The following is a 14532-nucleotide window of genomic DNA, read 5'->3' as shown; positions in this document are numbered from 1 at the left end:
CGTGTTATCAGCAGTTGGTCAGCAGCTCGTCGCCCGTACCGCCTTTTGAAAGCTCGCGGCGCGGCTGGCGCTGGCTTTCGGTGTTATCGAGGGAGCTTTTGAGGTCGTTAAATGCCTGCGCGCTTTCTTCCGCCTTGCTGGTCACGTCCTGCTTAAGTTGCGCCAGTTCGGTCGCCAGCTCGGTGACGCGCTGGTCGGTGGCGGTGAGGTTGGTTTGCACCAGCTCGGTGACGGTGGTTACGGCCTCATGCACATCCGCGAGACGCGCGTCATCGCTGGCCTGCTTGCGGCCAAAAATGGCTCTCACCTTATCGGTCAGGCTGTTGAGCATGGTGTCGGGAACGTCCTCAAATTCCAGCACAGCCAGTGAGGCCACAGAGAAAACGTCGTCCGGCTGGTCTTTTTTACCGGCGAGCGGGTTCTGCGCGGCGCGGCTGCAGAATTCGAGGTATTCCGTGCCGAGACTTGCCGGGTCATCGGTGACGGCCAGCCCGATGAGGTAGCACTTGCCGCTGTTTGAGAAGTTCGGGCGGATCTCCATTGAGGTGTAAACCTTCTGCCCGGCGCGCACCATGCTGACCAGTTCGTCAAGCGGGGCAATTTTGGCAAACAGCGCCTTTTTGCCGTTAAGCGCAGAGTCATCGCTGATAATCTCCACCTTGAGCTCGGTCACATCGCCATAGCGTTTAAACGGGCTGTCAGGTAACAGGCTTTTGATATGTTCGAGGTTAATGCGGCAGCCGTAGACGCGCGGGTCGAACGTGTCGGCCATATCCTGAATATCATCGCCGCTGATGACACGGCCATCGCAGGTGTCACCCTCGACGCCGATGCGAAACCATTTAGAAACTTTCTTTGCCATTGTTCAGGTGTCCTGATGTTGGGTTTTCGGGTCGGGTTTAGTTTCCCGACTCTGACCCGTATCAGCCACCGCTTGCGCTCCTGTTAGATCTGATACAACAGGCACTTAGCGCGAATAACGCCCCATTTCCTTAGCCTTGCCACGTAACACCAAAAACGAGGCAAGCATGACCATTTCAACTGACCTTTCTCTGTTAAATGACCCGCGACGACAGGCGCGGCTGTTGTATTGGCAGGGGTTCGCCGTGCCGCAAATCTGCGACATGCTGCAGCTCAAGCGCCCGACGGTGCAGAGCTGGAAACAGCGCGATGGATGGGAGGAAACCGCCCCGATTAACCGCGTGGAATCCACGTTAGAGGCGCGGCTTATTCAGCTCTACGCAAAGCCAGACCTGACCGCGCATGACTTCAAAGTCGCTGATTTTCTGTCGCGCCAGATGGAGCGGCTCGCGCGCATTAACCGCTACGGCCAGACCGGAAACGAGGTGGATTTAAACCCCAATATTGCGAGTCGCAACAAAGGGGATCGCAAAAAGCCGAAACGCAATTTCTTCAGTGATGAAGCGATTGAAAAGCTGGAAGAGATTTTCTTCGACCAGTCGTTTGAGTATCAGCTCCGCTGGCATAAAGCGGGATTAGAGCACCGCATCCGCCACATCCTGAAATCGCGACAGATTGGCGCGACGTTCTACTTTGCGCGCGAGTCACTTCTGCGCGCGCTTAAGACCGGGCAAAACCAGATATTTTTGTCGGCCAGTAAAACGCAGGCTTACGTGTTCCGTAAGTACATTATCGCCTTTGCCCGTCTGGTAGACGTCGACCTGTCAGGCGACCCAATCGTCATCGGCAACAATGGCGCTGAGCTGATTTTTCTCGGGACCAATTCCAACACCGCGCAGAGCCACAACGGCGACCTGTACGTTGACGAAATTTTCTGGATCCCCAATTTCCAGAAGCTGCGCAAAGTCGCCTCGGGCATGGCCTCGCAGTCTCACCTGCGCACGACCTATTTTTCGACCCCGTCGACGCTGGCGCATGGCGCTTACCCGTTCTGGTCAGGCGAGCTGTTTAACCGTGGCCGCAGCAACCGCGACGAGCGTGTCGACATCGACATCAGTCATCAGGCGCTTGCCGGTGGCATGTTATGCGGGGACGGCCAGTGGCGACAGATAGTCACCATTGAGGACGCGCTCGCCGGTGGCTGCACCCTGTTTAACCTCGACCAGCTTAAGCAGGAAAACAGCGCGGATGACTTCCGTAACCTTTTTATGTGCGAGTTCGTCGACGATAAGGCGTCGGTATTCCCGTTCGAGGAGCTGCAGCGCTGCATGGTCGATGCGATGGAAGAATGGGAGGACTTCGAGCCGTTCGCCGACCGTCCGTTTAACTGGCGCCCTGTCTGGATTGGCTATGACCCGTCACACACCGGGGACAGCGCCGGGTGCGCGGTACTGGCTCCGCCGCTGGTTGCCGGTGGCAAGTTCCGCATCCTTGAGCGTCATCAGTGGAAAGGCATGGACTTTGCCGCACAGGCCGAGGCCATCCGGGCGCTGACCGAAAAATACACCGTCGACTATATCGGCATCGATGCGACCGGCATCGGCCAGGGTGTTTACCAGCTCGTACGCTCATTCTTCCCGGCGGCGCGCGCCATCCGATACACGCCGGAAATGAAAACCGCAATGGTGCTGAAAGCAAAAGACACCATTCGCCGCGGGTGTCTGGAATACGACGCCGGGGCAACCGACATCACACAGTCATTTATGGCTATCCGCAAAACCATGACCAGCAGCGGCCGCAGCGCCACCTACGAAGCCAGCCGCAGTGAAGAGGCCAGCCACGCGGATATCGCGTGGGCGACCATGCACGCGCTGTTAAACGAGCCGCTTTCCGCCGGTAGCGGTATGCAATCAAGCTCCATTCTGGATATTAACTAAGATGAAAAAACGCCAAAAGAAACAGCCAAAACAGACCAGCATGACCGCCAGCGCGCCGCAGAAAATGGAGGCGTTCACCTTTGGTGAGCCGTCATCCGTTCTGGATCGCCGCGACATCCTCGACTATGTCGAGTGCATCAACAACGGTAAATGGTACGAGCCGCCGGTCAACTTCTCGGGACTGGCAAAAAGCCTGCGCGCCGCCGTACACCACAGCTCCCCGATTTACGTAAAGCGCAACATTCTGTCCAGCACCTTTATCCCGCACCCGTTGCTGTCGCGTCAGGACTTCAGCCGCCTTGTGCTTGATTATCTGGTGTTTGCCAACGGCTATCTCGAAAAGCGCATGAGCGTGACCGGCCAGCTCTTTAAACTGGAAACCTCCCCGGCCAAATACACCCGCCGTGGTGTCGAGGATGGCGTTTACTGGTACGTGTCGGACTATACGCACCCGCACCAGTTCGCCCCCGGCTCGGTGTTTCATCTGCTTGAGCCCGATATCAATCAGGAGCTCTATGGGATGCCGGAATACCTGAGCGCACTCAATTCCGCCTGGCTGAATGAATCCGCCACGCTGTTTCGTCGCAAGTATTACCAGAACGGCGCGCACGCGGGTTACATCATGTACGTGACCGACGCGGCGCAAAGCAGCACCGACGTCGAGGCGCTGCGCTCCGCGATGCGCGACTCGAAAGGGCTTGGAAATTTTAAAAACCTGTTTTTCTACGCCCCGAACGGGAAACCAGATGGCATTAAGATCGTGCCGTTGAGTGAAGTCGCCACGAAGGATGATTTTTTTAACATCAAGAAGGTGAGCGCCGCTGACCTGCTCGACGCGCACCGCGTGCCGTTCCAGCTCATGGGCGGCAAGCCTGAAAATATCGGCTCAATGGGCGATATCGAGAAGGTGGCACGGGTGTTTGTGCGTAACGAGCTGACGCCGCTGCAGGAGCGGTTTAAAGAGATTAACGATTGGTTAGGAATGGAGGTGATCCGCTTTAAGGATTACAGCATAGAGACCGACTAAACCCCGCCCCAAATGCCGCCTACGGGCGGCACATCCTCAGACTTCATCAGACGCCGCGCAAGCCGCGCAATCCCGCGACCGCCTCACGATTAACCTCACCGCTCAGCGCGCCGCCACGACGCGCACAGACGCGCAAAATAAATCTCGTCACCACGTCTGGCGCGCAGTGCTATCCCCGCCTCGCCTGCGCGCTTAACGGGGCGCTTTTAATGCAGTAGCATCAGGAGCCTCGCGCCGCGCCAGTGCTAGTGCGGGCTCGCAAATTCTGGAATCAAAAACGAATGCAAACTCATGCATCTGATGAATGCACTATGCGAAAAAGAAAAGAATCCCGGAAAAAACGGTTTCCTCACGCAGTTTTAACAAGATGCCTAATTCTCAGGGACTCTTTCGAGTTTTTGAAATGAGGTACATCCACAAGAAGAAGCCCTTCACTTCCAGCCAGTGAAACGATGTGCTTTAACAAAAGATTTTCAATTTTTGAAAGATACATCGGAACTTTTTCATGGAAAGTTAACGGTTTTTTTCTAACACGATATGGATTCCTTACATGAATATACATTGAGCACTCATCATATAATGCAACGAACTGTTTTTTAGTCAAAAAACCGCCTCTAAGTTTAACCCATCCGCTTTCTTTAATTCCTATTATTGGCACAGGATAAAAATCCGGATTGATTTTCTCCAGTTCTTTTAATATATTCTTCGCTTTCCACACACCATCAATTTTTTTCGTTACTTGCTCGTAGGCTTTCTCATGAGTAATTAGTGATGAAAAAGCAATAAGTTCAAGAAGTTTTCTAAGCTGCAAAGCCTCCATCTCAATTACCACTTGGAAATAAACACCATCAACACGCCCTGAAGACAAGTCATAGAGAGACTCAAGTCTTTTTTGACACTCCAGCATCAGGCTTAAATATTTTTGCCTTTTTTTCTGATTCATGAGCTATACCTCCATGTTCACAGCTTAACCTGGCTGAATTCTTCAAAATCGAACAAATAAACGTGCATCAGCGAAAAAAAATAATCTATGGGATTAACATTTACCTCTGCTGATTTTCCACTCAATCTTTCAATAAAACAACCTTTTACTTGGTAATTGAGAACCCTGGCCACTCCTCATAAGCCCCATAATCGAATGTTTCTCCTTCAATTACGAACACCGCTCCTCGCGCCAGAGCCAGAACCTCCCATCGCTGAAGCGTAATACCTTTTTGCGTAAGCTCGAAACGAATTTTTGCGACGCGATCTCTTTCGGGCTTCGTCATCCTGGCTGATGGCGCTTGCTCGCTCGTTTTGAGCAACGGATTGCTTCTTTGCTGGCGATTTGTGCACGATGCACCAGTTTTTAACGCGCCGTTGAGTATTTTCACGATGTCTGGCTCATTCCAGCGGATGACCCCGCGCTCAATCAGATTTAACACCGCTGCAGCTTGCTCAGACGGTGTGGGTGTCAAAACTGTATCGCCATCGCCGGTAAGCTTTCCACAGTTATTGACAGGACTCCGAGGCGCGGCAATGCCGCTTTTTAAAGTCAAAGGCTCAACGGCCAAAAGCTTAGGAACGATGCGCCATTCGGCTGTCCGGGTTACATGAACCAGCTCAGAGCCTAAGTGTGGGGCGTAGATGCCCACGACTCTCTCTATATCCTCTTCGAAGGCATTGACCTCGTCAGTCACGTTACGAGCCACACGGACGGTCTGGCTATCACGTGGAACATTCGCCCCACCCTGCGCTGCGATATACAGGTCAAACTCACCTTCATCAGCTGCAGCTCTGGCCGCCTCGACACGCTCATCAAATTCATCAGCGATACTCACACCACTGGGCAGTTTGCGCAGCTCTCGATATGCTCCCATCGTCGGCAGGCCAATAGATTTAAATTGCGGGATGCGCCATGTTGACGCCCATGCGGTTACAGCTGCTGCTGTATCGGTGAGAGGCTTGCCGGTGTCGTGATCGATCTGACCATCGAGCGCGTAACCATCAATATTCTTCGCAATGTACTTTGCGATGTAACCAGCTGCACCACCTCGATTGAGGTGCTTCGCTTCAAAGCGCCGTGCTGTAGCGCCCTTTTCATCGCCATCCTCTTTTAAGGCATAACGACGCATGATTTCGGTAATGTTTTTGCGTTGCTCTGGTTTGCAAAAAAGCATCATGTGCCAGTGTGGTGTTCCGTCATGATGCGGCTCAACCACGCGCATCCCGTAGACCTGCAGATCGTTATCTTTAAAAGCTGTGCGCATCAGGCTCCAGATTCTGCATAAATACCGCTGTCCATCCTTAGGCGTAAAGGCGGTTTCATTCCATCCGTGATTAAGCTGCACCGTCTTTTTGTCGCCCTTTCCAACCTGACGTGTCGGGTGATACTTCGACGGCGTGGTGATGGTGATAAACATCCCGACGTCACCCTGACCGGCCGCATAGCGCTCAATACCTGCGATAGTATTCATCAGTTCCATACGACGGATTTCGGGGTTTGAAATACTTCCCATGACTTTGCTGATGAGATCGATGCGCTCACCTGTGACTTTGTTTTCCAGCTCGCACGACTTCAAGTATTCGAGATTAGCCTGACGGCGAGAATGCACATCGCGGATCGCCGTTTTACTAGCGTATGGGGAGCGGTCTTTGTTCACCTCACCGGCGGCAATCAGCAAGGCCTCGTGCCAGCGCATACGCTGCCCCTTAAACTGGTTAATCCACCATTCATCGTTAATCAGACGAGCGATAGTGGAAAATGCCTGGCGGATCGTGATTTGCCCTTTACGGTATTTCTTCCAGAACATTGGGGTGATGTTGAATGCACGAGCTGCACCGGCAACGTGACCATATAAGTGCGCCTGCGCTTCATCGGTGAAAAGGGTTTCTTTACCGCCGTGAGCATCTGCCCATGCATCGCTAAGTTCCTCATAAGCAACATAGAGCTGCGAAGCGATACGGGCAGCTAATTTTTTGAGCTCTTTGTCACTCATACCCGCTAAACGTGAATAGTTTTCGCGCTCGCTTAAAAAGAGAAGAGATGCAGTCTCGTTCATTCCGTTTAACTGATTGACTCGCTCAAGACGCGGCCCCACCCTTTGCTCAACGGTGTTCTTGAGGAAATAGAGACCATGAAGTGGGCTTTTAGTACGACGGATGAAGTCATACCGCGAGTTAAACAACGTTTTTAAGACATATGGCAGGCGATTAACTTTACCTAAAACACCTTGCACCTGACGGAATTCGCCACGTGTAAGGGGTCTGTCGCGGCCGATTGCAGAGCGTGGGGCATTCCAGGGATAAGCACCGACGAATGTATCGTCGGTGTGCTTCGAGAAAGGCGTTGGTGGCGAGGGAGCGATGCGCCCTTTACATGGGCTGCTCACTCACACACGCCCGCATAAATGCTACTGCATACGCTTAAGTCATTTGATGCACCCAATAGATCAAATTGAGTTCCTCCGTGGGTAGTCATTGCCCAGTCACGGTATGTCTGTATGCCGTAACCATCGACAGTTACAACATTAATTCGCTTCTCCGCTCGCTTCGGATCTTGATTTGAAGGGAAGAAAACAGCATTGCCCCTACGGGAGCATTCCGCAACGAGCCGTTCCCACTCCGACACACGGGCGATTTCTTCAGGCCATCTTGCGAAAATTTCTGCAAGTTCAGATTTCCTGACATTGACGCAAGGCATACACCCGACTCGCCCACATCCTTGCAAATAAAGAGGATTAGGTTTGATGCCGTGGCGTTTTGCGATGGCAAAAACCTCCTCATGCTTCCATTGAAGGATCGGGCGATAAACATGCAAACCCGGTGTATTGTCTGCATCCTCTTCCCATTCAGACAAAGCAGCTCGCGCAGGCGACTCCTGAGCCCGCACTCCTTGCCACATAACCACCTCATCGAAATCATTAAGCGCGGGCCCGACAACCTGGGTTTTGACAGGCTCGTGTTTCAGTTCGAACGTGCAAAATTTTGCTTTTGTGGAGGGAAATCGACCTTTCCACATAGCCAAATCTAAGAAAGGAATTCCAGTTGGTTGAAGTAATGACAATGCGCGTTGAATACGAAACGCAGCTTCATCCCTAGTGAAACCGCACTCTTCGACAAGAGAAACAGGCCATCGCTCAGCTATAAAATCCCGCTTCCCCTGTATGCGTTTAGAGAAATCAGCCTTTACACGAATAATATTCCCAAGGCGATTCTCCAGATAATCAAGATAATCCATCGTCTGAGGGTGTTCATGGCCGGTATCGGCAAACACAACACGAAAAGGAATGCCGTTCTCTATTGCTAAGAGCCAATCAGCTAAACTATCTTTCCCGCCAGAAACTGTGACTATGTTGATTGTGTTATCAGCTAAGCATCGAGCATCAATCGTCATTTGCGAGTGTTCCCTTTAGAAAAGCAAGCGCTGCACTCTTGACCAATGCGTTCGATTTGATAGCCCAATTCTGCAAAGCTGCTCGCTTCACCTGTCAAAATATCGTGGAGAATCAGACCTGAAACGAGTTTAGGGACAGTTGGGTAGTAACCCACAACGTCCAACCATTCCTTACCTTCATTCTTCCCGGATGTAGCGGTCTTTTTTTCCTGCAAAATGAATTGATAGCGGTCACTAGTGATGACGTATTGGTTATTAATCTCGATGCGTATGCTCATTTTGCTTCCTGTTAAAAGTGATTAGCCAGCTCTACCGAAAATTGAGTTGTGTAACTTTTCCGACTCCTGGCCTAATAACTCGATAATCTCGGTGCGATTAAGTTCTGACTTACTGATGTACGCGATAAGTCCGTCAAACTGCGAAGAGAAACGGGTCGCCGTGTCGCGCTGTGCCTCGCTTACTGCCTGCGCCAGATGTGCCGAATACATTCCCCGCTGCGCTGTATTTTGTTTTTGCATTTGCCTATCTCCGGACAAGAGGAGTCCCCACGCTGTAAGGCGCGTAATAAAACGAATCCAGATTAATTAATGTAAATACTGCTCAGGTTTTACTGAGGTTAAAATGGTTGGTGCGTACTCAAAAAGGCTGAACAACTCTCGCAAAGCGCGGAAAAGTTTGTCACGCCAATAACAGTCCTCCTCATTCAAACGCCAGTGCGGCATCATAAATTCCTGCTCTGTCAGTCCCGCATGAAGAAACAATGAGCGTCTTTGGCTTACAGTCAGGCGGCTGATGAAAGTTGCTTTTGAGGTGCCAAGTTGGCGATACCGGGTGAATGCATTTCTCAATTCATCAAGCGCGCAAACAAGACGCTCACGATCGGCTTCGGTCATTTCCTCTAAGCGCATGACAGAGTGACGCTGTTTTAATTGAGCGTGGAAACAAACCGTAAGACGCTCCCGCTCCATCATCTGATTGTAAAAATCGCAAGTGTCTTGCCAGCGAGGCTGAGCCAGATACTTGCAGACCAGACCGCGAAGTGCTGTTGGTTGCTTCTGGATCACATTAAGTGTCATGACCGTCATAACCACAGCCCTCTCTTTTTGACCAGGCGGCGAAGCTTCTCGATAACACCCGTCTTACGGGTTCGGATGATGATGCCCTTGCGTCCGCGACCGTGAGTGATAGTGAAGTTGGTAGGTTTAGGGCTTTCTCTTCGAAGCAACTGTGCAATACAGCGAGGTTCATTATTCATACTGGCTCCCCTAATCCGAGCCACATCAGCCAACCGTCTCTAATTTCCTTCGGGCGGCTGTCATAGGCCATCTTCATGCCCTTATTCCACGCTGGAAGATAAACCCAATATTCCCCTGCACGCCCACTCGTCGACTGCGGATCGGTCATCTCAACAACAGGTAACTTGCCCTTCTCAATCATCCCTTTAACCGCTGCAGGAGTTTTTCCAATAAGACGGGCAAACTCCTGATACGGGACCGCATCCGTGCTACTTACAAGCTGGTTGTTCATCTGTTACGATTCTCCTTTAGTGCATTTAATTGCTCATAAAGGGCTTTAATTGCCTATAGCCAAAACCCACTAATAAGGAATTTATTTCCTTATAAGGGAATAATCATCGTATGGAGGATTCATGTCAACCCCGATAAATGAAAAAATCAAACTCATCAGGGAGTCAGAACGATTAAATAGAAAGGAAATCAGTGAGTTAACCGGAATAGCATATGGTTCATTTTGTGGATACGAAGCTGGGGATAAAAAACCGGGTGTCGAGCCCATAATGAGAATCCTTCAACATCCTCGTTTCACCAAGTACACCTTATGGTTTATGACTGACCAAATAGCACCTGAAGCTGGGCAAATTGCACCGGCTCTCGCGCACTTTGGGCAGCAGACAACAACGTCACCCCACTCAGACCAGAAAACTGGCTAACCATTTACGGCGCTTTTTTGTGCAGCAAATGCACAGTGAGTTTTTGCTATTTAAATCAGGAAATTGAAGTACGCAGTTACATCATCGGGAGGCTTTATGTCTGTTAAAAAGCTCGATGATGGTCGATATGAAGTGGACATTAGACCGAGCGGGCGTAACGGAAAACGCATCCGTCGGAAGTTCGACAAGAAAAGCGAGGCGATGGCTTTTGAAAAGCACACTCAATATAACCATCACTCAAAGGAATGGCTCTCAAAACCAACGGACAAACGCCAATTGTCAGAACTGAAAGAGTTGTGGTGGAAGCTGAAAGGTAAACATGAGGAGCACGGTCAATCGTATCTCAGGAAAATTGAGCGTTTCGAAACGATGACCGGAAACCCGTGCGCTTTCCAGATCACCAAGAGCCTGATAACGCAATATTGTGCTCAACGTCGGGGTGAAGGTATTAAGCCAACTACCATCAACCGTGACCTGATCACACTAGGTGGAATGTTCACAACCCTGATTGAGTCAGAACTGTATAACGGTGAGCATCCATTCAGGGGATTCAAAAAACTGAAAGAGCAGACTGCCGAAACGGGCTATCTCACTCTTGAGGAAATTGACGCCTTACTTGCTGCGCTCTCAGGTGATAATCGTAAAATTGCGGTTTTGTGTTTGAGTACCGGGGCAAGATGGGGAGAAGCTGCGCGGTTGAAGGCGGAGAACGTGATTCATAACCGGGTGTCTTTCGTTAAGACGAAAACCAACACACCCCGCACGGTCCCGATCTCTGATGACGTTGCGGCTTATGTTGTAGGCAAAACACGAGGTTTTCTGTTTCCTGACGCCAGTTATGCTGAATTCAGGCGAATCCTCAAAGAAGTTAAGCCCGACTTACCGGCGGGGCAAGCAACACATGCTCTACGACACTCTTTCGCCACGCACTTTATGATTAACGGGGGCAATATCATCACACTGCAGAGGATCTTAGGTCATACGAAAATTGCGCAGACAATGGTCTATGCGCACTTCGCTCCTCAGTATCTGCAGGACGCGATTTCGCTTAACCCGCTGAAGGGTGCTAATGGTGGTAAGAGTGTCCACAATGTGTCCACACCCTAGCCGCTTTTTATGGCTTTTGGCTGCTAGTAGTAAAACGTGAAGCCTTGTCTGGCGCGGCTTTCCAGCTACGCCAGACATTAAAAAGGCTCCCTCAGGAGCCTTTTTTCGACTGATTTTACTCAGTGTAGTGATGCCAGCCTCGCCGCAAAGCCCACAAACAGCAGCCCTATCAAACCATTTCCCAGCGTCGCCAGTTTCTTTTTGGTTTTCAGGTAGCGCGTGACAAACGCGCCGGAGAAGATCAGGAAGCTCATATACATAAAGCTGATAAGCTCGAGCGTTGTAGCAAGGATCAGGAAAGAGGTGCCTGTGTTTTCAGCCCGCACATCAATGAACTGCACAAAAAACGAGACGTAGAACAGAATCGCTTTTGGGTTCGTCAGGCTTAACACCAGCGAGCGCTTCATGATCATGCTGGCGGGTTCTGTTCCGCTCTGTGGGCCGTCATTTTTCCGGGTAGCCACTGACCAGAGTATTTTTCCCCCGAGCCACAACAGATAAAATGCGCCCAGATAACGAACAATATTGAATAACACCGGCGTCGTCTGGATAAGCGCAGCGACACCTGCCCAGGCCAGGAACATCAGTACCGCGTCGCCGATAAATACCCCGGTGGCGGCCAGATAACCTTTTTTAACACCGTGGCCAATCCCTGTTTTCAGCACAAACAAGGTATTCGGACCTGGAACCAGAACAATAAAAAATGCGCCGACAACGTACGTCCAAAAATTCAGTACACCAAACTCCGCAAACACCTCTCCCTCCTTTTGCTTAAAATGACGAGAATATCGCTGCAACGACGATATTCCCAAAACGCCCGGCTATTGTACGCCGTTATAGCCGTCAAGATAAGACGCGGCCAGTTCATTGCCAAACAGGATGGCGTCTTTTTCCTCCATCCCGGAGGTCCATGTGTCACTGGCGTTGCCGTTGAACGAGTGATCGGTACTCGCATCTTGTTTAAGCTGGTCGCGGATACTCTGCGCATAGGCAGACGCTTCCTCCTGTGTTCGGCCTGCGGCGCGGTCCGCTTTGCCGCGGGCATACAGTTCACGGAACTGTGGTACGTTCAGTCGGTAATTTTGTGAAACGCTCGAGGTGTAGTTGCCCCCGACAAAACTGGATTTATGCGAGACGAAATAATACGCATGGCGTTCGGGTGACGTTTTTGTATTCGCACACCCGCCGAGCAGCGCAATCCCGAGAAATAACGCGATATGTTTTCCGTTCATTCCATTTTCCTTTTAAACAATCCACTGCGTGGCCCAGGCGTATATATATACTGCCAGTGAAGAGAATGTCGGCAGCTGTAATTCTTCCCTGAGCGCGTCCAGCGCTAAAAGCACAATAAAGACCCACAAATAGGGATTCATTCTCGTAATTTCATAAGATTAGGCGCGCAAAGTATACCGCGGAAGCCTGCTGTCGGGGACTGCAAATAATGATAGATTTTGGCGGCATTGTGGGCACCGTGACGGTGCCCTGTGGGGATCAGATGTCCTGGACCGCGAACAGTAATGCATTACGGTGTCGGCTAAGCCCACATTTCCTGATGGCGTGAATACGCATATTGCGGCGGGATTGTGCTTCCAGCCAACGAGCCTTACGACGACTCACCTGTCGCAACATGCGCCAGCGCCCTACTTCATTTCTACTGCGCTTCATGTCTACAACTCTTTCTTTATAAGAAAGGCCATTATAAACCCAACCTGGCGGCAAACCAGCGCTTTTATCTGCCGTTTTTATTTGCCAGATGAATCCTGATGCGTACACTCATAACAATACGCTTTCAAAAGGATTTTTTAACTATGACAACCTTCTACACCGTGGTGAGTTGGCTGGTCATTCTGGGATACTGGCTGTTAATCGCGGGGGTGACATTACGTATCCTGATGAAGCGCAGAGCCGTACCCTCTGCCATGGCCTGGCTTCTGATTATCTATATTCTGCCGCTGGTGGGCATCATCGCCTATCTCTCTTTTGGCGAACTCCATTTGGGTAAACGGCGTGCAGAGCGCGCCCGCGCGATGTGGCCATCGACAGCAAAGTGGCTTAACGATCTCAAAGCCTGCAAACATATCTTTGCAGAAGAAAATAGCAGCGTCGCGGCATCGCTGTTTCAGCTGTGCGAGCGGCGCCAGGGAATTGGCGGCGTCAAGGGGAACCAGCTGCAGCTGATGACCACCTCCGATGATGTGATGCAGGCGCTGATCCGTGACATTCAGCTTGCACGCCACAACATCGAGATGGTGTTTTACATCTGGCAGCCAGGCGGGATGGCGGACCAAGTTGCCGAGTCGCTGATGGCGGCCGCGCGTCGTGGGATCCACTGCCGCCTTATGCTCGACTCCGCAGGGAGCGTCGCGTTTTTCCGCAGCCCCTGGGCCGGTATGATGCGCAATGCGGGTATCGAAGTGGTGGAGGCGCTCAAGGTTAACCTGCTGCGTGTTTTCCTGCGACGCATGGATCTGCGCCAGCACCGTAAGATGATCCTGATTGATAACTATATTGCCTACACCGGCAGCATGAACATGGTTGACCCCCGCTTCTTCAAACAAGATTCCGGGGTCGGACAATGGATCGACCTGATGGCGCGTATGGAAGGCCCGGTGGCGACGTCGATGGGGATCGTTTATTCCTGTGACTGGGAAATTGAGACGGGCAAACGCATCCTGCCGCCACCGCCAGACGGCAATATCATGCCGTTTGAAGAGGCCAGCGGCCACACCATCCACACCATCGCGTCTGGCCCGGGTTTCCCGGAGGATCTGATCCATCAGGCGCTGCTCACCGCGACCTATTCCGCACGTGAGTATTTGATCATGACGACCCCCTACTTCGTCCCGAGTGACGATCTGCTGCATGCGATCTGTACCGCCGCGCAGCGTGGCGTGGACGTCAGCATTATTATGCCGCGTAAGAATGACTCGCTGCTGGTGGGCTGGGCAAGCCGCGCGTTCTTCAGCGAACTGCTTGCCGCAGGCGTGAAAATCTATCAGTTTGAAGGCGGATTGCTACATACCAAGAGCGTGCTGGTTGATGGCGAACTGAGCCTCGTGGGAACCGTGAACCTCGATATGCGCAGCCTGTGGCTCAACTTTGAGATCACCCTGGTGATTGATGACGCCGGTTTTGGCGGCGATCTGGCGGCGGTTCAGGATGATTACATCTCGCGCTCGCGCCTGCTGGACGCCAGGCTGTGGGTGAAACGTCCGCTGTGGCAGCGAATTGCCGAACGACTGTTTTACTTCTTTAGTCCGTTGCTGTAAAACGTGCC

The 14532-nt window shown here is 51.6% G+C and carries 17 protein-coding genes; 5 read left to right on the top strand and 12 right to left on the bottom strand.

The window, feature by feature from the left end:
• Positions 1–7 precede the first annotated feature (7 nt).
• The gene (locus tag I6L58_RS00145; RefSeq protein ID WP_045269004.1) at positions 8–862 is read right to left on the bottom strand and encodes a GPO family capsid scaffolding protein; all 855 of its coding nucleotides are present in this window, start codon (positions 860–862) and stop codon (positions 8–10) included.
• A gap of 166 nt (positions 863–1028) precedes the next feature.
• Here I6L58_RS00145 and I6L58_RS00140 point away from each other — a divergent pair, with 166 nt between their 5' ends.
• Both I6L58_RS00140 and I6L58_RS00135 read left to right on the top strand, forming a co-directional pair.
• Positions 1029–2798: a terminase ATPase subunit family protein gene (locus tag I6L58_RS00140; RefSeq protein WP_088208324.1), complete on the top strand. Its 1770-nt coding sequence runs from the start codon at positions 1029–1031 to the stop codon at positions 2796–2798.
• A gap of 1 nt (position 2799) precedes the next feature.
• The gene (locus I6L58_RS00135) at positions 2800–3825 is read left to right on the top strand and encodes a phage portal protein (protein ID WP_088208323.1); all 1026 of its coding nucleotides are present in this window, start codon (positions 2800–2802) and stop codon (positions 3823–3825) included.
• A 349-nt stretch (positions 3826–4174) separates the two neighbouring features.
• Here the strand turns inward: I6L58_RS00135 and I6L58_RS00130 are convergent, their stop codons facing one another.
• The 7 genes from I6L58_RS00130 to I6L58_RS00100 form a co-directional block, all read right to left on the bottom strand.
• A complete protein-coding gene (locus I6L58_RS00130; RefSeq protein WP_088208322.1) occupies positions 4175–4768 on the bottom strand; it encodes a hypothetical protein in 594 nt (197 codons plus the stop codon).
• A gap of 145 nt (positions 4769–4913) precedes the next feature.
• Positions 4914–7196, bottom strand: a complete 2283-nt coding sequence (locus I6L58_RS00125) for a replication endonuclease (protein WP_088208321.1) — start codon at positions 7194–7196, stop codon at positions 4914–4916.
• Positions 7193–8200, bottom strand: a complete 1008-nt coding sequence (locus tag I6L58_RS00120) for a phosphoadenosine phosphosulfate reductase domain-containing protein (protein WP_088208320.1) — start codon at positions 8198–8200, stop codon at positions 7193–7195. Before I6L58_RS00120 ends, I6L58_RS00125 begins: the two co-directional genes overlap by 4 nt.
• Positions 8197–8478 (bottom strand): DUF5405 family protein, encoded by a 282-nt coding sequence (locus I6L58_RS00115; protein WP_088208319.1) that lies wholly within the window; start codon positions 8476–8478, stop codon positions 8197–8199. Before I6L58_RS00115 ends, I6L58_RS00120 begins: the two co-directional genes overlap by 4 nt.
• A gap of 21 nt (positions 8479–8499) precedes the next feature.
• Positions 8500–8718: a DUF2732 family protein gene (locus I6L58_RS00110; protein ID WP_049010660.1), complete on the bottom strand. Its 219-nt coding sequence runs from the start codon at positions 8716–8718 to the stop codon at positions 8500–8502.
• 66 nt (positions 8719–8784) lie between these two features.
• Entirely contained in the window at positions 8785–9285 is a 501-nt protein-coding gene (locus I6L58_RS00105) for a replication protein B (protein WP_088208318.1), read from the bottom strand.
• Positions 9286–9451: 166 nt separating this feature from the next.
• Positions 9452–9727, bottom strand: a complete 276-nt coding sequence (locus I6L58_RS00100) for a regulatory phage cox family protein (protein WP_062728682.1) — start codon at positions 9725–9727, stop codon at positions 9452–9454.
• 121 nt (positions 9728–9848) lie between these two features.
• Between I6L58_RS00100 and I6L58_RS00095 the strand changes: the two genes are divergently transcribed.
• Entirely contained in the window at positions 9849–10148 is a 300-nt protein-coding gene (locus I6L58_RS00095) for a helix-turn-helix domain-containing protein (protein WP_000106733.1), read from the top strand.
• A 96-nt stretch (positions 10149–10244) separates the two neighbouring features.
• On the top strand, positions 10245–11255 hold the full coding sequence (locus I6L58_RS00090) for a phage integrase (protein ID WP_088208317.1): 1011 nt from the start codon (positions 10245–10247) through the stop codon (positions 11253–11255).
• A 119-nt stretch (positions 11256–11374) separates the two neighbouring features.
• Here I6L58_RS00090 and leuE read toward each other — a convergent pair whose 3' ends face one another.
• The 4 genes from leuE to I6L58_RS00070 form a co-directional block, all read right to left on the bottom strand.
• A complete protein-coding gene (gene leuE, locus I6L58_RS00085; protein WP_088208316.1) occupies positions 11375–12010 on the bottom strand; it encodes a leucine efflux protein LeuE in 636 nt (211 codons plus the stop codon).
• Positions 12011–12076: 66 nt separating this feature from the next.
• Entirely contained in the window at positions 12077–12487 is a 411-nt protein-coding gene (locus tag I6L58_RS00080; RefSeq protein ID WP_088208315.1) for an Exc2 family lipoprotein, read from the bottom strand.
• A 12-nt stretch (positions 12488–12499) separates the two neighbouring features.
• Entirely contained in the window at positions 12500–12628 is a 129-nt protein-coding gene (locus I6L58_RS23080; protein ID WP_208789255.1) for a KPN_01571 family protein, read from the bottom strand.
• 118 nt (positions 12629–12746) lie between these two features.
• Positions 12747–12920 (bottom strand): YciY family protein, encoded by a 174-nt coding sequence (locus I6L58_RS00070; protein ID WP_088208314.1) that lies wholly within the window; start codon positions 12918–12920, stop codon positions 12747–12749.
• Positions 12921–13063: 143 nt separating this feature from the next.
• Between I6L58_RS00070 and cls the strand changes: the two genes are divergently transcribed.
• Complete coding sequence (gene cls / locus I6L58_RS00065) at positions 13064–14524, top strand: cardiolipin synthase (RefSeq protein ID WP_042319969.1); 1461 nt, start codon at positions 13064–13066, stop codon at positions 14522–14524.
• Positions 14525–14532 lie beyond the last annotated feature (8 nt).

The organism is Enterobacter cancerogenus (assembly GCF_019047785.1).
In the GTDB taxonomy this organism is placed as follows: Bacteria; Pseudomonadota; Gammaproteobacteria; order Enterobacterales; family Enterobacteriaceae; genus Enterobacter; species Enterobacter cancerogenus.
This window is presented reverse-complemented; position numbering and strand designations above follow the sequence as displayed.